The 23,545-nt window shown below is 37.6% G+C and carries 12 protein-coding genes, 2 tRNA genes and 2 rRNA genes; all 16 read left to right on the top strand.

Annotation, left to right across the window (positions count from 1 at the left end):
• The first annotated feature begins 149 nt into the window (after positions 1 to 149).
• Positions 150 to 1,058 (top strand): sugar phosphate nucleotidyltransferase, encoded by a 909-nt coding sequence (locus tag DCO46_RS02405; protein WP_116751000.1) that lies wholly within the window; start codon positions 150 to 152, stop codon positions 1,056 to 1,058.
• Between the two features lies 1 nt (position 1,059).
• Positions 1,060 to 2,163 (top strand): phosphotransferase enzyme family protein, encoded by a 1,104-nt coding sequence (locus DCO46_RS02400; RefSeq protein ID WP_116750999.1) that lies wholly within the window; start codon positions 1,060 to 1,062, stop codon positions 2,161 to 2,163.
• A gap of 5 nt (positions 2,164 to 2,168) precedes the next feature.
• Positions 2,169 to 3,095: an NAD-dependent epimerase/dehydratase family protein gene (locus DCO46_RS02395; RefSeq protein ID WP_116750998.1), complete on the top strand. Its 927-nt coding sequence runs from the start codon at positions 2,169 to 2,171 to the stop codon at positions 3,093 to 3,095.
• 34 nt (positions 3,096 to 3,129) lie between these two features.
• Positions 3,130 to 4,503 carry a sugar MFS transporter gene (locus DCO46_RS02390; protein WP_243416235.1) on the top strand — a complete coding sequence of 458 codons (1,374 nt, stop codon included), beginning with the start codon at positions 3,130 to 3,132 and terminating at the stop codon, positions 4,501 to 4,503.
• 204 nt (positions 4,504 to 4,707) lie between these two features.
• Positions 4,708 to 6,636 (top strand): glucosamine-6-phosphate deaminase, encoded by a 1,929-nt coding sequence (gene nagB, locus DCO46_RS02385; RefSeq protein WP_116750997.1) that lies wholly within the window; start codon positions 4,708 to 4,710, stop codon positions 6,634 to 6,636.
• Positions 6,637 to 6,833: 197 nt separating this feature from the next.
• Entirely contained in the window at positions 6,834 to 8,216 is a 1,383-nt protein-coding gene (gene glmM, locus DCO46_RS02380; RefSeq protein ID WP_116750996.1) for a phosphoglucosamine mutase, read from the top strand.
• 648 nt (positions 8,217 to 8,864) lie between these two features.
• A complete protein-coding gene (locus tag DCO46_RS02375) occupies positions 8,865 to 12,164 on the top strand; it encodes a SusC/RagA family TonB-linked outer membrane protein (protein ID WP_116750995.1) in 3,300 nt (1,099 codons plus the stop codon).
• A gap of 10 nt (positions 12,165 to 12,174) precedes the next feature.
• A complete protein-coding gene (locus DCO46_RS02370) occupies positions 12,175 to 13,647 on the top strand; it encodes a RagB/SusD family nutrient uptake outer membrane protein (RefSeq protein ID WP_124019537.1) in 1,473 nt (490 codons plus the stop codon).
• A gap of 55 nt (positions 13,648 to 13,702) precedes the next feature.
• Positions 13,703 to 15,070, top strand: a complete 1,368-nt coding sequence (locus DCO46_RS02365; protein WP_116750993.1) for a DUF4832 domain-containing protein — start codon at positions 13,703 to 13,705, stop codon at positions 15,068 to 15,070.
• Between the two features lie 26 nt (positions 15,071 to 15,096).
• The gene (locus tag DCO46_RS02360) at positions 15,097 to 15,969 is read left to right on the top strand and encodes a PKD domain-containing protein (RefSeq protein WP_116750992.1); all 873 of its coding nucleotides are present in this window, start codon (positions 15,097 to 15,099) and stop codon (positions 15,967 to 15,969) included.
• Positions 15,970 to 16,144: 175 nt separating this feature from the next.
• Positions 16,145 to 17,242: an acyltransferase family protein gene (locus tag DCO46_RS02355; RefSeq protein WP_116750991.1), complete on the top strand. Its 1,098-nt coding sequence runs from the start codon at positions 16,145 to 16,147 to the stop codon at positions 17,240 to 17,242.
• Positions 17,243 to 17,354: 112 nt separating this feature from the next.
• Entirely contained in the window at positions 17,355 to 18,671 is a 1,317-nt protein-coding gene (locus DCO46_RS02350) for a Gfo/Idh/MocA family protein (protein ID WP_243416237.1), read from the top strand.
• 662 nt (positions 18,672 to 19,333) lie between these two features.
• Positions 19,334 to 20,847: ribosomal RNA gene (locus tag DCO46_RS02345) — 16S ribosomal RNA — on the top strand.
• 124 nt (positions 20,848 to 20,971) lie between these two features.
• Positions 20,972 to 21,045: transfer RNA gene (locus DCO46_RS02340), tRNA-Ile, on the top strand.
• A 91-nt stretch (positions 21,046 to 21,136) separates the two neighbouring features.
• Positions 21,137 to 21,210 (top strand) — tRNA-Ala (locus DCO46_RS02335).
• A gap of 188 nt (positions 21,211 to 21,398) precedes the next feature.
• A 23S ribosomal RNA gene (locus tag DCO46_RS02330) occupies positions 21,399 to 23,545 on the top strand; the annotation flags it as partial.

The raw sequence follows: 23,545 nt of genomic DNA, 5'->3' as shown, positions 1-23,545 counted from the left end.
TATTAACTTAAAAACTGTCAGATTAATATTTATTTTCCGTTTTATAAGAGAAGTTTTCAAAATGTAATTACTCATTGTTTTACTTCTTTTTTTAAATCATTGAAAAAGAAAAAAAATCAAAATAATAAACCAATTAATATACTATTTAAATGAGCAAAAGTAAACCTACTCTCGTGATTTTGGCGGCAGGTATTGGAAGTCGGTATGGAGGATTAAAACAGTTAGATACGTTTACTCCGGAAGGAGATACCATTATGGATTTTTCGATATATGATGCATTGCAGGCAGGATTTGGAAAATTTGTCTTTATCATAAGTAAAAACATTGAAGAAGAATGCAAAGAAATTTTTAATAAAAAATTAGAAGGAAAAGCTGAAGTAGGTTATGTGTTTCAGGAAATCGATAATGTTCCCGCAAAATACCGAAATCCTGAAAGAAAGAAACCATGGGGAACCGGACATGCTTTATTAATGGCAAAAGATGAAGTAACCGAAAATTTTGCGATTATAAATGCCGATGATTTCTACGGAAAAGAGGCTTTTGAGATTATGGCAAAGGCACTGACTGAAATGGATAAAGAATCATACCACTTTAATATGATGGCATATCTGCTCAAAAATACAGTATCAGATCATGGTTTTGTTTCCAGAGGCGAATGTCAGGTTGATGAGAATAATTTTTTGACAGATGTTACCGAACGCACGCATATCGAAAAAATAGATGGCAAACTAATGCGTAAAGATGATAACGGAGATTTTATTCCGATTGATGAAAATACTATTGTATCTATGAACTTCTGGGGATTTACGCCAAAATGTTTTGAATTTGGAGGAGCTCTTTTTGAAGAATTCCTAAAAGAAAACGAACATGATTTAAAAGCAGAATTTTTTATAACCTCAGTTGTAAATGAAATATTAAAATCAGAAAATGCATCGCTGGAAGTACTTCAGTCAAATGCCAAATGGTTTGGGGTTACCTACAAAGAAGACAAGGAAATTGTAAAAAAAGAAATTGAAAAATTAAGAGCCCAAAAAGTGTATCCAACTAATCTCTGGTAATATGGTAGCAGAACATTTAAAATTTATATTCGACCAGTTTGACCATATCGAGGTTTTCAAAAATTTTGGAGAATTGGCTTCCGGTCATATTAATGATACGTATTTAGTAACAACTGATAGCCGTAAACGGTTTATTTTGCAGCGAATCAATAATGGTGTTTTCAAAGACGTTCCCGGCCTTATTGCCAATAAAGTGAGTGTGAGCAAGCATTTACTGAAAAAACTGAAACATTTATCTGAAGATGAGCTGAAACGTCGCGTTTTAACTTTTATCGGTACCAAAAAGGGTATTTTTTATTATCATGATAAAGACGGCAATTTTTGGAATATGATGGTTTATATTGAAGGAAGCCTGACTTTTGAAACCGTAAATAATGAAGAAATCGCTTATGAAGGAGGAAAGTTGTTTGGCGAATTTCTAAACCTGACCAGCGATTTTGACGCCAGAAAACTGACAGAAGTTATTCCGAATTTTCATAATATGGCTTTTCGCTATTCTCAGTTTGATACTGCGCTTAAAGAAGCTTCTGAACAAAGAATTGAACAGGCCAGAACCTGTATTAATCTGGTTCATGAACTTAAAGAAGAAATGCATGTTTTGCAAAATTTAAAAGATGCAGGAAAAATAAAACTACGCGTAACGCACAACGATACCAAAATATCAAACGCGCTTTTCGATGCCAATAAAAAAGGGCTTTGTGTAATTGATACAGATACGGTTATGCCCGGTATTATTCATTATGATTTTGGAGATGCCATAAGAACGATTTGCAATACGGCTGCAGAAGATGAAAAAGACCTCGGACTTGTCAACTTCAATTTGCAATACTATAAAGCATATGTGAAAGGTTTTCTTGAGAAAACAAATTCGTCTCTTTCTTTATTGGAAATAAAATACCTGCCGCTTGGTGCCAAAACAATGGTGTTTATTATGGCATTGCGTTTCCTGACTGATTTTCTGAATGATGATGTCTATTACAAAACGGAATATCCGGAACATAATCTGGACCGATCCAAAAATCAGTTTAAACTCATTGAAAGTCTTTCGGCTCAATTTAAGGAAATGGAAGATTACAGTTTAAATTTCGTCGGATCATTAAAATAAGAAAAATGAGAAAATATGTAATTACCGGTGGTGCCGGTTTTATAGGAAGCCACATTGCCGAACATTTATCTAAGGAAGGACATCAGGTTACTATACTTGACAGCCTTAGAACGGGATTTGAACACAACCTGAACGGATTGAATGTTGATTTTGTAAAAGGAGATATTCGTGATGAAAACTTAGTAAACGAAGTCATAAAAGGAGCATCGGGTATTTTTCATCTGGCAGCTTTGGTCAGTGTTCCGGAATCGTTGTTGAAAATTAAAGAATGTATAGAAATTAATACTATCGGAACCATCAATATTCTTGAAGCGGCCAAAAACAATGCAGATTGTAAAGTAGTGCTTTCTACCTCTGCGGCGAATTATGGCAACAATCCGGTTTTGCCAAAAGTTGAAACGATGTTTCCTGAACCGATGACACCTTATGCCATTACAAAATTAGACGGAGAATATTACTTAAAAATGTATCTCGACCAATATCAGGTTCCGACGGCATCTTTGCGATACTTTAATGTTTTCGGCCCACGCCAAAATCCTCAGTCTGCTTATGCGGCTGCAGTTCCTATTTTTATTAATAAAGCACTTCATAATGAACCTATTACCATTTATGGGGATGGCTTGCAAACCAGGGATTTTATATATGTAAAAGATGTGGTAAAGGCAAATATTCTGGCTTCACAAAAAGGAAGTGAAACGTATAATGTAGCGCTTGGGCACAGTACTTCGGTATTAGAACTAGCTGAAAAAATTATTAAAATCACGAATTCAAAATCGCAGATTAAATTTCTGGAAGAAAGACCGGGCGATATCAAACATTCCAAAGCCAATCCTTCAAAATTCAATCAATTGGGTTTTCAGCCGGAATATACAATTGACAGGGCTTTAGAAGAAACCATTCTTTTTTACCATCAGGAATTAGTCACCAAATAAACATTAGAATAATAACTAAAACAAAACCAAAAATATGTCAGAAATCGATATTACCTTAAAAAAGAAACAAAGCAATACTTTGATTCCAATGGTTATTTTAACCTCGTTATTTTTTATTTTTGGATTCGTAACATGGCTAAACGGGCCGCTGATTCCGTTTTTTAAACTGGCTTGTGAGTTAACCGAATCCCAATCGTATTTTGTGACGTTTGCATTTTATATTGCCTATTTTGTAATGGCAATTCCGTCTTCTTTCCTGATTGAAAAAGTAGGGTACAAAAACGGAATTTCATTAGGATTGTTAGTTATTGCCGCTGGTGCACTTTTATTTTATCCAGCCGCCGGCGCCAGGACTTTTGGTTTTTTCTTAATTGCTTTATTTGTAATGGGAACCGGTTTGGCAGTGTTACAAACTGCTGCGAATCCGTACGTTGTTGTGATTGGCCCGCGCGAAAGTGCTGCAGCAAGAATCAGCGTATTAGGAATTGCAAACAAATTGGCAGGATTTCTCGCTCCGTTATTACTGACTTCACTAGTATTGTCCAATATAGGCGATTATTCAGCAGATAAAATTGCTGTTATGACCTCGGTTCAAAAAGAAAGTGCTTTAGATTTACTGGCTTTGCAATTACAAACGCCTTATATCTATATGGCAGCGATCATGTTGGTTCTGGCTGTTTTGGTAAAATTTTCACCGCTTCCTGAAATCAATTTAGATGATGAAGGACAGGTAGCACATTTAAGCCTTCTTAAACAAATAAAAGAAGCTTTTAAGCATCCGCAACTGGTTTTCGGGGTTATTACTTTAATGGTTTATATAGCGGCAGAAGTTTTAGCAGGAGATTCTATCGGAGGCTTTGGAAAACAACTGGGTGTCTATGGAGAAAACGGCTCGTTTTATCTCAAACTGACTTCGTTTACCATGACGGCAATGGTTATAGGCTATATTTTAGGGATTACACTTATTCCTAAATATGTTTCTCAGGTTTTTGCCTTAAAAGTATCAGGATTTTTAGGTCTTATTTTAGTCTCTCTGATTGTTATACTTTCACCTGAAATCATGATTCAGTTGCCAGGGATTCCCGAATTGCCTGTGGTAATTATTCTAGTTGCACTTTTAGGATTAGCCAATGCACTTTGCTGGCCGGCAATTTGGCCAATGGCGCTCCAGGATTTAGGAGGATTTACAAAAATTGGCGGAGCGATCCTGATTATGGGAATTATTGGCGGTGCCGTTTTTCCGTTATTTTACGGTTTGCTGGCCGATACTATTAACAGCTCAAATGAAGCTGCCGGAATTGTTCAGACTGCAAAAAGTGGAAATCAACTGGCTTACTTAATATTATTACCTGCCTATTTAATGATTGTGTTTTTTGCTTTTAAAGGACACACATACAGGAAATGGTAATCGTTTTTTTGTCATCCTGAGGACGAAGGATCACACAAAAGGTGTAGTTTAGATAAATATAACTTTTATTAATTAATCTGATTTTCAGATTTACAATGAAGCACTCAAATACTCATATTTGACTTGCTCCAGCTCAACTTATGCCTTTTTTTATCATAAAGGCAGGCAGACAAAATAAAGAAAACACAATAAATATATTTCAAAATGATAAAAAGTAATATAGATAAAGCAACGGGCTTCGAAAAGCGATTCGAAAACATCAATACGGTTGTTTTTGAAAACTCCGGGGAAGCATCAAAAGCAGTTGCCAAAGAAATTGCCGCATTAATCAAGGAAAAGCAAAAAGAAAACAAACCTTGTATCTTGGGACTGGCAACAGGTTCATCCCCAAAAGGGCTGTATGCAGAACTAGTACGTTTGCACAAAGAAGAAGGTTTGAGTTTCAGAAACGTAATCAGTTTTAACCTGGACGAATACTATCCGATGGAACCCAATTCCATCAACAGCTATGTTCGTTTTATGAAAGAACTGCTGTTTGATCATGTCGATATTTTACCCGAAAACGCCCACGTTCCCGACGGACTTCTGACCAAAGAGCAGATCGCGGATTACTGCCACGAGTATGAAGCCAAAATCGAAGCTTTGGGCGGAATCGATCTTCAGATTCTGGGAATCGGAGGAAACGGACATATTGGTTTTAACGAATCCGGATCCCTGCAAAACTCAAAAACACGATTAGTCGCACTGGACCATATCACAAGAGTCGCAGCAAGTAAAGACTTTTCCGGATTAAGCAACACACCAAGAACAGCGATCACCCTTGGGGTCAAAAAAATCATGGAAGCCAAACAGGTTATCCTAATGGCCTGGGGAGAAGGAAAATCAAATGTGATTAAAAAATCAGTTGAAGACGAAGTAACCAACCAAATTCCAGCCTCATTTTTACAGGAGCATGACAATGCTGTTTTTGTTTTGGACAAGGAAGCATCTTCAAAATTAACCCGAATCAACAGCCCGTGGCTGGTAGAAAAAGTAGTCTGGACAGACCAACTGACCCGAAAAGCAGTTTTAGGCCTGGCCTTAAAACTAAAAAAACCAATCCTAATGCTTACCGATGCCGATTATATCGAAAACGGAATGAGTGATTTACTGGCAGACTCAGGCCCGGCTTACGACATCAATATCAAAATATTCAATAAACTGCAAAATACCATTACAGGATGGCCGGGCGGAAAACCAAATGCAGACGATACCAACCGTCCCGAAAGAGCAGAACCCGCAAGAAAACGAGTACTTATCTTTAGTCCCCACCCCGATGACGATATCATCAGTATGGGCGGAACCTTTATGCGTCTGCAGGAGCAGGGGCATGAAGTACACGTAGCCTACCAGACATCAGGAAACATTGCAGTTGCAGATGACGAGGCACTGCGATTTGCCAGCTTCGTAATTGACTACAATGAAAAATTCGGAATCCAAAGCCCTCAGGCCGATGCGATTTATGAAAAAGCAGTTACTTTCTTAAAAAATAAAAAGAACAGCGAAATTGATATTCCCGAAGTCCGTTACATCAAAGGGCTGATCAGAAAAGGAGAGGCAAGAGCCACCAGTCATTTTGTTGGATTGCCGGACAGCCAGATCCATTTTATGGAACTTCCGTTTTATGAAACCGGAACCATCGAGAAAAAACCAATCGGAGCTGAAGATATCCAATTAACAGTTGATTTAATCGAAAAAATCAAACCCCACCAGATTTATGCAGCCGGAGATTTGGCAGACCCGCACGGAACACATAAAGTTTGTCTGGACGCTATTTTTGAAGCGGTAAAAGAGCTAAAACCAAAACCGTTCATGGAAGATTGCTGGTTGTGGTTGTACCGCGGCGCATGGCAGGAATGGGGAATTGACGAAGTAGAAATGGCCGTACCGATGAGTCCGGATCAGGTTCTGGAAAAACGCCACGGAATCTTCAAACACCAGTCACAAAAAGACGGAGTGGTTTTTCAGGGAACAGACGCCAGGGAGTTCTGGCAAAGAGCCGAAGACAGAAACAGAGAAACGGCTCAGGTTTATCAGCAAATGGGTTTAGCGAGTTATGCTGCGATGGAAGCTTTCGTGAGATGGCATTATTAAAAAAGTTACTAAGGTTCTAAGATGCTAAGATTCTAAGTTTTTTCTACAGATTAAAAGATTCACACAGATTTTGGCTTCTGTTTCTGTCACAAATTGAATGAATTTCAACAAATCAAATTCGTGATAATTCGTGTAATTCGTGGCAAAAAAAACATTTTAATCTGTGGCAAAAAAACAAAAATAACAACAAGTAAAAAATGACATTAATAAAATCAATTTCAGGAATACGGGGCACAATTGGGGGAGTGGTAAATGAAAATTTAACTCCCGTGAATGCCGTAAAATTTGCCGCTGCGTACGGTATGTGGCTGAAAGGACAAAACTCAAATCAATCATTAACCGTAATTATAGGGAGAGACGCCCGAATTTCAGGAGAAATGATTAGCAATTTGGTTGCCAATACGCTTGTTGGCTTAGGAATAAATGTAACAGATATCGGTTTGTCAACAACACCAACGGTTGAAGTAGCAGTAACATTAGACAATGCTGATGGCGGAATTATCATTACGGCAAGCCATAATCCGAAGCAATGGAACGCCTTAAAATTACTGAATGAAAAAGGAGAGTTTCTAAATGCTGTTGAAGGAGAAAAAATCCTTGGAATAGCTGAAGATGAAACTTTTGTTTTTTCAGAAGTAGATGATTTGGGAAAATACGAAAAGAAAGAAGGCTTCATCGACCAACATATTGATGAAGTTTTAAAATTAGCTTTAGTCGATGCAGAAGCTATCAAAAATGCCAACTTTAAAGTTGTGGTTGATGCCGTAAATTCTACGGGAGGAATTGCAATTCCGGCTTTGCTGGAAAAACTTGGAGTAGAATGTATCCGGTTGTACTGTGAGCCAAACGGCCATTTTCCGCATAATCCGGAACCTTTAAAAGAACATCTTACCGATATTTCGGAATTAGTCGTAACGGAAAAAGCCGATTTTGGAATCGTAGTCGATCCTGATGTGGATCGTCTTGCCATTATTTGCGAAGACGGTTCCATGTTTGGCGAAGAATATACGCTGGTAGCCTGTGCAGATTATGTTTTGGGCAGGACAAAAGGAAATACAGTTTCGAACTTATCTTCTTCCAGGGCTCTGAAAGATATTACTTTAAAGCATGGAGGAGTTTATCAGGCAAGTGCGGTTGGAGAAGTAAATGTGGTTGAGTTAATGAAAATCACCAATGCAATTATCGGAGGAGAAGGCAATGGCGGAATTATTTATCCCGCAGCACATTATGGCAGAGATTCACTAGTGGGTGTTGCTTTGTTTTTATCGCATTTGGCACATGCCAAAATTTCGTGCAAAAAGCTTCGTGAAAGTTATCCTGATTATTACATGAGTAAAAGTAAAATTGAATTGACTCCTCAAATTAATGTCGATGAAATTTTAGAAAAAACAGCTCAAAAATTCAGCGATAAAAAACCGAATTGTATCGATGGTGTCAAAATAGATTTTGAAGCTGAATGGGTGCATTTGAGAAAATCAAATACAGAACCCATTATCAGAATTTATACAGAAAGTACAACACAAAAAAAAGCGGACGAATTAGCTCAAAAATTCATAAAAGAAATCAGTGAGTTGATTTAGATATTATCGGTTTAAAATTTATTGGGATCATATAACAGTATGATTTTTAAAATACCGATAAATGACTGATTTGTAAACAGAATGTCGTTTTAATTGTATTTTTTAATTAAACGAAATATTAATTAGATGTTCTTTTTTTTAGAATTAAATGAAATTATTATAATAAAAAACAGCATTCTGTTTTGGTATAATTTCAAAATAAGTAAGAATTTAATAATACTTTTTCTAAAAAATGTGTTCGAAAACACTTTTTTTATGTGCACGAACACATTTTCTTGATTTTAGCATTGTTTATTAAAAAATATTATTTAGTTTAGCCAAAAGGAAGTTGAAAAAGAGCCTTTTTTTATCTCTTTTTTGATGTTAAAAATTAAGTTTCAGAAGTAAAAAAACAGGAAGTTAGAATTTAAAAATTACGAAATTAAATTCCACATAATCAAGCAGAACATAAATTCAGAATAAAGAATAACCAGTAAAAAAAATAACCAGACAAAATGAAAACAAAACAAAAAACAAAAACCAGAAAAATTATGAAACCAAAAAAAACATAACCTGAACTTTTCGCTTTGTGCCAGGATAAAATCCATAACCATTTTTATTCACACAAAGTATGCTTTTCACATTAACCATTAAACTAACCAGAATAATATGAAAAAAAGTAAAAAGTTACTATACAGTAACTATCAGGAATTAAAAAGTAATTTAAAAGCAATAATTACAGTTTTAGTCCTGATAGTATCTGTTTTTAAAGTAAATGCGACTACATCGCTAAATAGTGACAAAAAACCAGAAATTATAAATAAAGTATCAGAAGCTGACATTACCATTAAAGGTGTTGTTTTAGACGAATTGGGTCAGCCTATGATCGGGGTTACGATTATCCCGAAAGGATCAACAAGGGGAACTACAACAGATTTTGACGGAACATTTACAATTGTAGTTCCCGCAAGTACAGAAGCTTTATTGTTTTCCTATGTAGGATATGATAATAAGGAAGTTTTGATAGCGAATCAAACCAATCTTAAAGTGTCTATGGTACCCGCATCAAAAACCTTAAATGAAGTTGTGATTGTTGGTTACGGAACTCAGAAAAAGAAGAACTTACTAGGTGCTATTTCTTCTGTAAAAGGAGAGACACTGACTTTATCTTCTGCACCATCGGTTTTAAATGGTCTTCAGGGAAAAGTGGCAGGTCTGCAAATTACTCAAAATAGTGCCCAGCCAGGCGGAGGATTTAATATTCAGATTCGTGGAGCCGGTTCTATTAATGCAAGTAATCAGCCTTTGGTAGTTGTAGATGGTTTTCCTATTACAGATTTTGGGCAACCCAATACAGGAAATCGATATGATGGTGGAACACAAGGAATTTTAAATTCATTCAACCCAAATGATATCGAATCTATTGAGGTTTTAAAAGACGCCAGTTCTACAGCTATTTATGGAGCAAGAGCTGCAAATGGTGTGATTTTAATTACTACTAAAAAAGGGAAAGAAGGAGAAATTAGAGTAGATTATTCAGGTTCTTATTCGTATCAAAAATATAATGACAGTTATGATGTTCTGGAATTAAAAGAATGGATGCAATTAAGAAATGATGCCGGAAGAGAAAACTGGGAGTTTTTAAACAAAGTATATCCATATTCTTCGAGAACGCTTGAGGAAGCCAATGCAGACCCGGTTAATGGAATTCCGTATAAAAGATATTATTCTGATGAACAAATCAGAAATGCAGGTAAAGGAACTGATTGGTTATCACTGATAACCAGAGACGGAATGGTTCAGCAAAACAATTTATCATTAAGAGGCGGAACGCAGTCTACGAAATATTTCTTATCAGGAAATTTATTTAAGCAGGATGGTGTTATTAAAAATTCCGGCTTAAAAAGAACTTCTTTGCATTTTAGTTTAGATCAAAAAATCAATAATTATATAAGTCTAGGAATGAATCTGACTAAAAGCAGAATCAATAATCAAAACTCACAGTTTGGAGGAAAGTTTGATCCTACAACCGGACAAGAAGTATCTCAATTTGAAAATTCGGGAATTATCAGAGCAGCGATTCAGCAGGGGCCTCAAATTTTGGCTATAGATGAATACGGAAAATATCCAATTAATCCTGATAGTTCACAAGAGCCAAATCCATATTCACTGCTTACCATTTCAGATGAAGGTGTTGTTGACCGAACGCTTACCAATTTTTATGCAGAAATAAAACCAATTGCAGGATTAACAGCCAGATTTCAGGGAGGTTTTGATCAGGGAAATTCAAGCAGAAATACTTATTTGCCGAGAACAACCTTGTATGGAGAGAAAGAAAATGGAAGGGCTTCTATTAATACAGCAAGAAAGAATGATGATCTATTTGACTTCACATTAAATTATACCAAAAAACTGGGATCAGATAATAATTTCAGTTTACTTTTAGGATATTCTCAACAGAAATATCGTATTGAAACTTCTTCTTTAGGCAACAACAATTTTATTACAGACTCTTTTTTGTGGAATAATATGAATGCAGGAGCAGGTACAAAAATAGTAGGATCTACAAAACACGAAAATAACTTTATCTCCTATTTCTCAAGATTTAATTATTCATACAAAGACAAATATATCTTAACCTCTACAATACGTCGTGACGGTGCCAGTGTGTTTGCTAAAAATAATAAATACGGTTTATTTCCATCAATTGCTGTTGGATGGGATGTGTCTCAGGAATCATTTATGAAATCTATTGATGGTTATGTATCACAACTTAAATTCAGATTTGGATATGGACAAACCGGTAATGCCGATATAACCACTACCGAAATTGCAGGAAGTGCTTTTGGAGCTTTTTATGCGCAGCCGGCTTATTTAAATCCTGATGAATCAATTTTAATTGGTGTATTACCTTCAAGACTTGAAAATCCTGATTTGAAATGGGAGACCACTACAGAGAAAAACTTTGGTCTTGACTTTGAAATCTTTAATAGAAGAGTTTCAGGTTCGTTTGAGATTTATGACCGAGTGGTTTCAGATTTATTGAATTTAAAACCTATTAATAGTTACCATGAAGTAAACCAGGTTTGGGCAAATATTGGGAAGACACAAAGCAAAGGTGTTGAACTTACTATAAGTACAGTAAACATTGATCAACCTGATTTTAAGTGGAGAACTACTGTTACTTACTCGCAATTTAAAACAAAATGGAAAGAAAGAGCTCCTGACTGGAAACCTGCCGTATATATGAATTATGATGATCCTGTTCGTGCACAATACAGCCAATTGTCTGATGGTGTTATGCAAATTGGAGAAGTAGTTCCTGCACAACCTGATTTATATCCTGGACAAATAAAAATCAAAGATATTAACGGGTTTGTCAGAGATGGTCTTGGAAATCCTGTAACAGATGAAAATGGAAAATTTCTAAGAACTGGTGCGGCTGATGGCAAAATCGATGAAGCTGACTATGTTTTATTAGGTTCCGCAGATCCGGATTTTGTAGCAGGCTTAGGCAATACTATAACATATAAAAATTTCCAATTGAATTTTCAGTTCAACGGAATGTTTGGTAGAAAAATTGTTGACCAGACAGATTTTGCATATGGTGTAACTGCCGTAGGTGTAGCACAAAACGGAAGAAATGCCACAACCAATATTTTTAACAGATGGACGCCGGATAATCCGACAAATTCACGCCCTGGTTCAAACTTTGGATACTCAAATTACGGATCTGGTGATTTCTTTATGCAGGATGCTTCATTTGTACGTTTACAAAGTGTGTCACTGACTTATAATTTTCCAAAAAAATGGTTTGGAACATATATGCAGGGTGCAGCACTACGATTAGATGGACAAAACCTTTTTACCATAACAAAATATAATGGTGTTGATCCTGAAACAGATGGTTATGCAGCTGCTTATCCAAATGTAAAAACATTCACAGTAGGTATTGATCTTAAGTTTTAATAAAAAAGATATGAAAAATTTAAAAAATTATACAATAGTATTATTAATGCTGATCTTTTCAGGATGTAGTCAAGATTTAGAGTCTATAAATTATGATGAGATTAACCCTGCTATATTTCCAACTTCGGAAGCAGATATTCAGGCCATTGTAGTTTCAGCTTATTATCCTTTAAGAGGTGCTTATGCTAACGGAATTCACTCTACTTCAGAAAATGGACTGATGTTTATTTTAGACGCTACAACAGAAATTCTTCAGGGACCTTATGGGGTTCAGCAAGAAGCCTCATTACACAGTTATAAACCTACATCAGCAAATTTCACCCGTTTTTATGATGTTTTTTATAATAAAATAAGCGGCATGACTTTAAGCATTGACAGAATTGAAAAATCAAATGTGAATGAACTGGTTAAAAAACAAGCCATTGCCGAAATTAAATGTGCGAGAGGATTATTAGCATACGAACTTTTTGATATGTACGGTCCAATTGTAGTTGCACCACTTGAAGTATTACAAAATCCGCTTAAAGAAGAGCCCTTAGCACGACTTTCAAATGCCGAAATGGTGAGCTTTATTGAAAATGATCTCAAAGCTGCTGCAATAGATTTACCGTCACCGGATAAAGCAACATATGGAAGATTTAGTCAGGGTATGGCAAGAATGGTTCTAATAAGATTATATCTTCATGAAAAAAGATGGCAAGAAGTAGAAGAACAGGCTAATGCTATTATGGCTATGAATCATTACGCTCTGGAAGCTGATTATGTTGGATTATGGGGATTAGCAGCACCAATAAAAAGCAAAGAGGTAATTTGGGCTGTTCCGGCAGATTATGCAGGAACCAGTGAAAACCAATGGCAAATGATGGTTTTGCCAAATAATTTTCCGGGAACAACTGGTTATGGAACTATACAAAGTTCCTGGACTTTTTATGATTCTTTTGAAGCAACTGATATTCGTAAAACAGCACTAGTTGCAGAATATACAGGAACAGATGGTGTTACTTACAATAGAGCAAATCCTGCCAATTATATGCAATTAGGACCAATTCCTTTAAAAATAAATCCGGATGCAGCAAGAAAATCGGCTTTAACTACAGTTGATATGATTGTGTATCGTTATGCCGATGTGCTATTATCAAAAGCAGAAGCCCTCGTCAATAAAACTGGAACTCCCACTCAGGAAGCAATTGATTTAGTAAATATTGTTAGAAAAAGGGCTAAAATTAGTGAAATAGAATTAGCAGACTATAATACGCTGGCAAGTTTTAATAATATGATTCTTTTAGAGAGATCTCACGAATACTGGTGTGAAAACGGACAATACCGTTCTGATTTAATCAGACACGGAAAATATACAGAGCATGCACTTTCTTTAAATGGAGCAGCCAGTCAAAGTGCGCCTTATAAAGCTTTATTCCCTTTTTCTTTAGATAGAATAAGTGAAGGGAAAGGTAAATTTATTCAGAATCTGGGATATAATTAATTTCTTTTTGAGAGGAATTTAAAACGATTAATCAGATAATTTAATTATAAAAAACATGAAACATTTATTAATAATATTTTGCCTTTTTCTCAATCTTGCTTCAGGTTGTCAGAGCGATGGGGGAGGAGAAAATAAAGAAGAAGTAAACGACGGACAGGGAAAAGTTACCTATGCCGTTTCTAATGAGGTTTTTACCAATCCGGAACGTGGTTTTATGCATAGCTGGCAGGTGAATTCTGAAGGCGCGGCAATTACTGCTGCCTCTTTGAATAATTTGAAAAAAGAAAATGTGAGCCTTATTTTACGTTTGTATTATCTGGAGAAATTTAAAACAACAGCTTTAAGCCAGGCACAGCTGGATCTTATAAAAACTGATTTTACGCGTTTGAGAGAGTCGGGTTTAAAATGTGTTTTACGTTTTGCTTATACAGATGCTCAGGATGGTTCTGATGCTTCTGTGGCCGTTATTTCAGGACATTTAGACCAGTTAAAACCAATTCTGGAAGAGAACAAAGATGTAATTGCTTTTGTTCAGGCAGGTTTTGTGGGAGCCTGGGGAGAATGGTATTACACCAGCAATCAGCTTACTACACCGGCTAATAAAAAAATAATTCTGGATAAACTTCTCGCGACATTTCCAAAAGAAGTTAAAATTCAGGTTAGAACGCCAAAAATCAAACAGGACTTTATGGCGACTACAACTGCAATGGATGCCACTGTAGGCTATGGAACTTCAAATACAGCCCGATTAGGTTTTCATAATGACTGCTTTATGGCGAGTGTTGATGACTACGGAACGTATATAAATGTTACCGCTGAAAAAACATATATAAGTAATGAAGCCCTTTTTGTCCCAACAGGAGGAGAAACATGTCCGCCAACCGATGTTCCGGTTGCAAGTTGCAGCATTGCCGAAAAAGAAATGACACTTTTAAAATGGACATATCTAAATCTTGATTACTATGGTCCGGTTTTGCAGGAATGGAGAAACAATAATTGTTTTACCGATTTCGAAAGAAAACTGGGATACAGAATTGCTTTAGCGTCTTCAAGTGTAAAAAAAGAGGCGGCATTAAATGGCTCTTTGGAATTTAATGCAATAATAAACAATTCAGGTTTTGCTCCGGTTTACAATCCTAAAAATGCTTATTTGATTTTAAGAGCAACCGCAGGCGGAACAGTTTATAAGAAAAAATTAAACTTTGATGTTAGAAAAGTGGTTCCAAAAACAGCTTTTGATTTAAAAGAAACAGTGAGTTTATCAGGAATTCCGGCTGGTAATTATGAATTATTATTAAAGATCGAAGATAGTTCATCTAAATTAACTGACAGACCTGATTACTGTATTCGCCTTGCAAACACAGGAGTATGGGAAGCCTCTACAGGATTCAATAAATTATCACAAACGGTTATCATTAAATAGTTATAAAAACATTTAAATTAAAAACCATGAAAAAAATAAAACTAACCAAATATATAACAATGCTTTTGACGTTGTTATTGCTAACAGCTTGTTCAAGCGATGGTTCTTCTTCAGATTCCGGAACAAAACCTGTAGCAGACTTTTCGTTTACCAATGACGGAAGTACATTTACTTTTACCAATCTTTCTACAAATGCTACAAAATACAGATGGGATTTTGGAGATTTAAATTTTACGTCAAGCGAAAAAGATCCGGTTTACACTTATCAAATTGGAGGAGAAATAAGAGTTTCGTTAACTGTAACAAACGAAGCCGGCGAAGATGCATTTATAACAAAAGTAATTGCAGCACCACCTATTAAAATCATAGATGTTAAAATAGATGGTGATTTTGGAGAGTGGGCAGATGTTGATATAACAGATCAGAATACATCCGGAAATGGATCTATCCAAATAATTAAAATGTGGGCTAAAGGTGAGAATGTAAGTGTTTATCTGGAAGGTAACAAAACAATGAAACTTGAATTGGTAGACATGTTCATTAATACCGATGGTAATACACAAACTGGTTTTTTGCATAGCAATTGGCCAGATGGTTCAGGAGCAGAAATTTTATTTGAAGGTCCTATGCTAAGTAATGATTGGGGACAGTTTTACACCCACACAGATCCTAATGGCGGATGGGGTTGGTCAGGCATTGCAGGTTCTGGAGTTAATTTAAAAACATCAGGAATTGTAAGTATTTCAGATACAGCAAATGCAATGGAATTTAGTATTCCTAAGTCACAATTAGGAACTTTAAAAGGTTCGATTGGTATAGCAATTACAGAAATGACTTCAGGATGGTCTGCAGTTGCAAACTTTCCGGAAGGTCCTAAATTTTCAACATTAAAATTGTAGTTTGTCATCGATAGCCTGTCAAAATTGCCATTAGAGAAATAGTTTTTTGAAGAGGTCATTTTTTAAATCTAATGGCATGAGCTATCGAGTTATCATAATTTTAGAAGTAATTCCCGATATCGAACTGATATTGGGGATTACTTTATAAGAATTCAAATCATCAAATAAAGATAAAATGAATAAAAGCATAGTTCATAACCGATTAATGTCTGTAGATGTTCTGCGGGGATTCGATTTATTAATGATTATTGTGGCAGATCGTTTTTTTTATAATTTGAATACAGCTGCCAAAACCAATTTTACAAAATCTTTGGCAGATCAGTTTGAGCATCCGGAATGGATTGGTTTTCATTTATATGATGTTATTATGCCTTTGTTTCTGTTTGTTGTTGGTGTTGTTATTCCGTTTTCATTAGGAAAAAGAAGTACAGAAACGGAATCAGATTTCAAATTGTACAAACATATAGAAAGACGATTTGTAATTCTGTTTATTTTGGGATGGATTGTTCAGGGAAATCTATTGTTTCTGGATATTTCAAAATTTCAAATTTTCAGTAATACACTTCAGGCCATTGCCGTAGGTTATTTATTTTCATGTATCGCTTATATCAATTTATCAAAAAAGGGAAGATATATCTTTTTTGCAGGCTGTCTTATTTTGTACGCTGTATTGTTATCAATTCCCAATTTCTTCGGACACAGTTTTGAATTGTTACCCAATAAAAATCTTCCTATATATATCGACCAGTACGTTTTTGGACGTTTTTATGACCAGACGCAATACTCATGGTTGCTAACCGGCTTAGGATTTACAGCAACTACCATGTCAGGATTATTTGCAGGAGAATTACTGCTGTCTTCTTTATCAAGGCAAAAAATCGCCAGCTATTTATTTTTAATTGGAATAACGGGAATCGTTATTTCATTAATTATAGGTTTATGGCATCCGATTATAAAAAAAATATGGACAAGTTCATTTGTAATATTCTCATCAGGAATCAGTTTTGTTTTGCTGGCTTTATTTTATTGGCTTGTAGATGTAAAAGGCTATACCAAATGGGCATATCCGTTTCGTGTTATTGGTCTTAATGCCATTGCAGCTTATGTAGGTTCACATGTTTTTAATTTTTCTTTAATAGCCAGACAAATTTTCTTTGGTTTCGAACAATTTACAGGAGCTTATTACGATGCATTTTGCGATATAGCAGGTTTCGCAATCCTTTATTTCATACTTTGGTACATGCACAAAAACAAGACTTATATAAAAGTCTAAAGCAAATAATTACAAGTAACTCACCTCAATATAGTATCTAAATTTAAAAAAAATGAAAAGTTCAAGTTTAAAATATTTACTGATAGCTTTTTTGCTATTAAGAATTTGCGATATGTCAGCGCAGATTATAAAAACAAAAGCACCTAAAAGAGATAAAGGTCAAACCGATGTTTTGCGTTTGGCAACACCGGCAATCCCAATTGTTCATGTAGCTGTTATTGGTTTAGGAATGCGCGGTACCGGAGCTGTTGACCGTATGACAAATATTCCCGGAGTAGAAATTGTGGCACTTTGCGATATGATGGAAGAAAGAACAAAAGCGGCAAATGACACATTAGTAAAACATGGAATGCCAAAAGCCGAAGTATTTTTTGGAGAAGATTCATGGAAAAAAGTAACAGCACTTAAAAATGTTGATTTGATTTATATCGTAACCGATTGGAAACATCACGCCAGTATTGCCGTGCAAGCCATGAAAGATGGAAAACATGTCGCTGTAGAAGTTCCGGGAGCCTTGACCATAACAGAAATTTGGGATATTATTGATACATCAGAAAAGACCCGTAAACATTGTATGATGCTTGAAAATTGTGTCTATGACTTCTTTGAACTGACCACATTAAATATGGCACAACAAGGATTGTTTGGTGAAATTCTTCATGCTGAAGGTTCTTATATTCATGGATTACAACCTTATTGGGGAAATTACTGGAACAACTGGCGTATGGATTATAACCGTAAACATAGAGGAGATATTTACCCTACTCACGGAATGGGACCAGCATGTTTGGCTTTAAATATTCACAGGGGAGATAAAATGAATTTCTTAGTTTCTATGGATACCAAAGCCGTGGGAAACCCTGCTTTTATTAAAGAAAAAACAGGTGAAGTTGTAACAGATTTCAGAAACGGAGATCACACAATGACTATGATTCGTACTGAAAAAGGCAAAACAATCCAGATTCAGCACGATGTTACAAGTCCAAGACCATACAGCAGAATGTATCAATTATCAGGGACCAAAGGATTTGCTAATAAATACCCGGTTGAAGGTTATGCTATTGACGCCAAAGAAGCAGGAGAAGAGATCTCTAAAAATTATCAAAACCTGAACGCAGAAGAATTTGTATCTGAAGATGTCAAAAAGATATTAATGGAGAAATATAAAAACCCAATAGTAAAAGATATTGAAGAAAAAGCCAAAAAAGTAGGCGGTCATGGTGGTATGGATTTTATTATGGATTACCGTATGTTTTATTGTATACAAAACGGACTTCCTCTGGATATGGATGTTTATGATTTAGCAGAATGGTCTTGTCTGAGCCCGTTAACAGAAATTTCTTTAGACAATAATTCTTCGCCTGTTGAAATTCCTGATTTTACCAGAGGAAGCTGGCAAAAATTAAAAACGGTCGAATTTTCTAAATAATGAATAATGTCTGAATAATTGTTTGCTTGTATTTTGTGACAAGTTCTGTACTAATTGATTCAGATTATTATAAGACATAATTAAATAAACCACCTGTGAAAACATTTTTACAGGTGGTTTTGTTTTATAAGCGCTTTATTTCTCTTGTGACACGGTTTTTACTATAAATTCTCTACAATAACCTTAAGTATTTACTTTCTAATAATGTATTTGCTAATAAATGCCCTTAAATTTAAACTTGAAAATTGGTTTCATTCTGAAATAGCATATTAAGTATGTATTAAATGTCTAATAATACTATTGAATCAGCAAAAACAGCCATCATTAAAACATGAATATTGTGAGAAACACAGCAATAGTAAGAAAATTCTTTTAATTAATATGAAATTATTAAAACCTAAAATTTGGGTTATCAGAAGGTTAGGAAAAAGTTTTAAAAAAGATTAAAATAACTTTGCAAAAAGTGTTGCAAATGTAAATAAAGGGTGTACTTTTGCACCCGCTTTGAAACACAAGCGAAGAAGAAAAGAAATACACGTTCGTAGACATATTGAATTGACAGCCGTTTTAGCAGAGATGCTGGAACAAAAGAATAAGAGTAATAGAATCGTGAGATTCGATAGAACCACTAGAGAACACATCGCAATATAATATTAAAATATACGATGAAGAGTTTGATCCTGGCTCAGGATGAACGCTAGCGGCAGGCTTAACACATGCAAGTCGAGGGGTATAAGTCTTCGGATTTAGAGACCGGCGCACGGGTGCGTAACGCGTATGCAATCTACCTTTTACAGAGGGATAGCCCAGAGAAATTTGGATTAATACCTCATAGTATAGCGACATCGCATGATGATGCTATTAAAGTCACAACGGTAAAAGATGAGCATGCGTCCCATTAGCTAGTTGGTAAGGTAACGGCTTACCAAGGCAACGATGGGTAGGGGTCCTGAGAGGGAGATCCCCCACACTGGTACTGAGACACGGACCAGACTCCTACGGGAGGCAGCAGTGAGGAATATTGGACAATGGGCGCAAGCCTGATCCAGCCATGCCGCGTGCAGGATGACGGTCCTATGGATTGTAAACTGCTTTTGTACGAGAAGAAACACTCCTATGTATAGGAGCTTGACGGTATCGTAAGAATAAGGATCGGCTAACTCCGTGCCAGCAGCCGCGGTAATACGGAGGATCCAAGCGTTATCCGGAATCATTGGGTTTAAAGGGTCCGTAGGCGGTTTGGTAAGTCAGTGGTGAAAGCCCATCGCTCAACGGTGGAACGGCCATTGATACTGCCAGACTTGAATTATTAGGAAGTAACTAGAATATGTAGTGTAGCGGTGAAATGCTTAGAGATTACATGGAATACCAATTGCGAAGGCAGGTTACTACTAATGGATTGACGCTGATGGACGAAAGCGTGGGTAGCGAACAGGATTAGATACCCTGGTAGTCCACGCCGTAAACGATGGATACTAGCTGTTGGAAGCAATTTCAGTGGCTAAGCGAAAGTGATAAGTATCCCACCTGGGGAGTACGTTCGCAAGAATGAAACTCAAAGGAATTGACGGGGGCCCGCACAAGCGGTGGAGCATGTGGTTTAATTCGATGATACGCGAGGAACCTTACCAAGGCTTAAATGTAGATTGACCGTTTTGGAAACAGAACTTTCGCAAGACAATTTACAAGGTGCTGCATGGTTGTCGTCAGCTCGTGCCGTGAGGTGTCAGGTTAAGTCCTATAACGAGCGCAACCCCTGTTGTTAGTTGCCAGCGAGTCATGTCGGGAACTCTAACAAGACTGCCAGTGCAAACTGTGAGGAAGGTGGGGATGACGTCAAATCATCACGGCCCTTACGCCTTGGGCTACACACGTGCTACAATGGCCGGTACAGAGAGCAGCCACTGGGCGACCAGGAGCGAATCTATAAAACCGGTCACAGTTCGGATCGGAGTCTGCAACTCGACTCCGTGAAGCTGGAATCGCTAGTAATCGGATATCAGCCATGATCCGGTGAATACGTTCCCGGGCCTTGTACACACCGCCCGTCAAGCCATGGAAGCTGGGGGTGCCTGAAGTCGGTGACCGCAAGGAGCTGCCTAGGGTAAAACTGGTAACTAGGGCTAAGTCGTAACAAGGTAGCCGTACCGGAAGGTGCGGCTGGAACACCTCCTTTCTAGAGCCCCACTTGTTAGTGCTTGCACACGATGGGGAAAAAAGATGTGTATCTTATGGATCTGGGTTTCAGATTATATTACTCTTGCTGTTAATTTAAAAAAAATGAAAATTAAGTAAAACAGAGTCTCGTAGCTCAGCTGGTTAGAGTACTACACTGATAATGTAGGGGTCGGCAGTTCGAGTCTGCCCGGGACTACTCTTTAACTTAATTGAAGGAAATTTTAGAGGTTGAGACCTTATGAGCACTAATTCATAACTCATAACTAATAACTCATCACTAATAAAATGGGGGATTAGCTCAGCTGGCTAGAGCGCCTGCCTTGCACGCAGGAGGTCAACGGTTCGACTCCGTTATTCTCCACTATTCGAGTGAATAGTAAAGAGTGAAAAGTAATTAGCGTAAGCTAAGAACTAATTACTAAGGACTAATCACTAGAAAAAAGTTCATTGACATATTGAGATAAGAAAATAATAAAAAGTAGAAAGCGTTTTTTACTATTTATAGTAAAAGACAAAAAAAAACGGTCCTAATTGATTTTAGGATTGGTACAATAAGCAAAATAAGGGCGTATGGGGGATGCCTAGGCTCTCAGAGGCGATGAAAGGCGTGATAAGCTGCGAAAAGCTGCGGGGACGGGCACACACCGATTGATCCGCAGATACCTGAATGGGGCAACCCACTATGTTGAAGACATAGTACACCGATAGGTGGGCAAACCCGCTGAACTGAAACATCTAAGTAGGCGGAGGAGAAGAAAACAAAAGTGATTCCGTAAGTAGTGGCGAGCGAACGCGGATTAGCCCAAACCAATGTTGTTACGGCAATGTTGGGGTTGTAGGACCACGACATTTTATGCACAAGGAACCGGAAGTTACTGGAAAGTGACACCATAGAGGGTGATAGTCCCGTATGGGTAACAAGTGTAATAGATAGTGGTATCCTGAGTAGGGCGGGGCACGTGAAACCCTGTCTGAATTTGGCGGGACCATCCGCTAAGGCTAAATACTCCTGAGAGACCGATAGTGAACCAGTACCGTGAGGGAAAGGTGAAAAGAACCGTGAATAACGGAGTGAAATAGATCCTGAAACCATACGCTTACAAGCGGTCGGAGCCCTTTCGTGGGGTGACGGCGTGCCTTTTGCATAATGAGCCTACGAGTTAACGTTGCTGGCAAGGTTAAGTGGTTAAGCCACGGATCCGTAGCGAAAGCGAGTCTGAATAGGGCGCTTTAGTCAGTAGTGTTAGACGCGAAACCGTGTGATCTACCCATGGGCAGGTTGAAGCTGTGGTAACACACAGTGGAGGACCGAACCGGTTGACGTTGAAAAGTCTTCGGATGACCTGTGGGTAGGGGTGAAAGGCCAATCAAACTCGGAAATAGCTCGTACTCCCCGAAATGCATTTAGGTGCAGCGCTGAATTAAGTTATATAGAGGTAGAGCTACTGATTGGATGCGGGGGCTTCACCGCCTACCAATTCCTGACAAACTCCGAATGCTATATAATGTTTCTCAGCAGTGAGGGCTTGGGTGCTAAGGTCCAAGTCCGAGAGGGAAAGAACCCAGACCATCAGCTAAGGTCCCCAAATATACGCTAAGTTGAAAGAACGAGGTTTGTCTGCCCAGACAGCTAGGATGTTGGCTTGGAAGCAGCCATTCATTTAAAGAGTGCGTAACAGCTCACTAGTCGAGCGGACGAGCATGGATAATAATCGGGCATAAGCGTATTACCGAAGCTATGGATTTACAGTTTACTGTAAGTGGTAGGGGAGCATTCCAGCAGGGTTGAAGGTGTATCGTAAGGTATGCTGGACTGGCTGGAAAAGAAAATGTAGGCATAAGTAACGATAATGCGGGCGAGAAACCCGCACACCGAAAAACTAAGGTTTCCACAGCTATGCTAATCAGCTGTGGGTTAGTCTGGTCCTAAGGCGAACCCGAAAGGGACAGTCGATGGCCAACGGGTTAATATTCCCGTACTACTAATTACTGTGATGGGGTGACGGAGTGATGAAAGCGCCGCGAACTGACGGAATAGTTCGTTGAAGTACCTAGCTATAAGATCTGTAGGCAAATCCGCAGATTTTGGTGAAATACGATAGTACTCGGAGTCTTCGGACAAAGAGATAGTGCGCCTAAGGGCTTCCAAGAAAAACCTCTAAACTTCAGGTAATTAGTACCAGTACCGTAAACCGACACAGGTAGTTGAGGAGAGAATCCTAAGGTGCTCGAGAGATTCATGGCTAAGGAATTAGGCAAAATAGACCTGTAACTTCGGGAGAAAGGTCGCCCCCAGCAATGGGGGCCGCAGTGAAGAGGTCCAGGCGACTGTTTATCAAAAACACAGGGCTCTGCAAAATCGTAAGATGAAGTATAGGGCCTGACACCTGCCCGGTGCTGGAAGGTTAAGAGGAGATGTTATCTTCGGAGAAGCATTGAATTGAAGCCCCAGTAAACGGCGGCCGTAACTATAACGGTCCTAAGGTAGCGAAATTCCTTGTCGGGTAAGTTCCGACCTGCACGAATGGTGTAACGATCTGGACACTGTCTCAGCCATGAGCTCGGTGAAATTGTAGTAACGGTGAAGATGCCGTTTACCCGCAGTGGGACGAAAAGACCCTGTGCACCTTTACTATAGCTTAGTATTGACCTTGGATAAATGATGTGTAGGATAGGTTGGAGACTGTGAAGTGGCG

This window comes from Flavobacterium sp. HTF, from assembly GCF_003105115.1.
In the GTDB taxonomy this organism is placed as follows: Bacteria; Bacteroidota; Bacteroidia; order Flavobacteriales; family Flavobacteriaceae; genus Flavobacterium.
The sequence above is the reverse complement of the archived record's forward strand: the minus strand, read 5'-3'. Positions and strand labels throughout refer to the sequence as shown.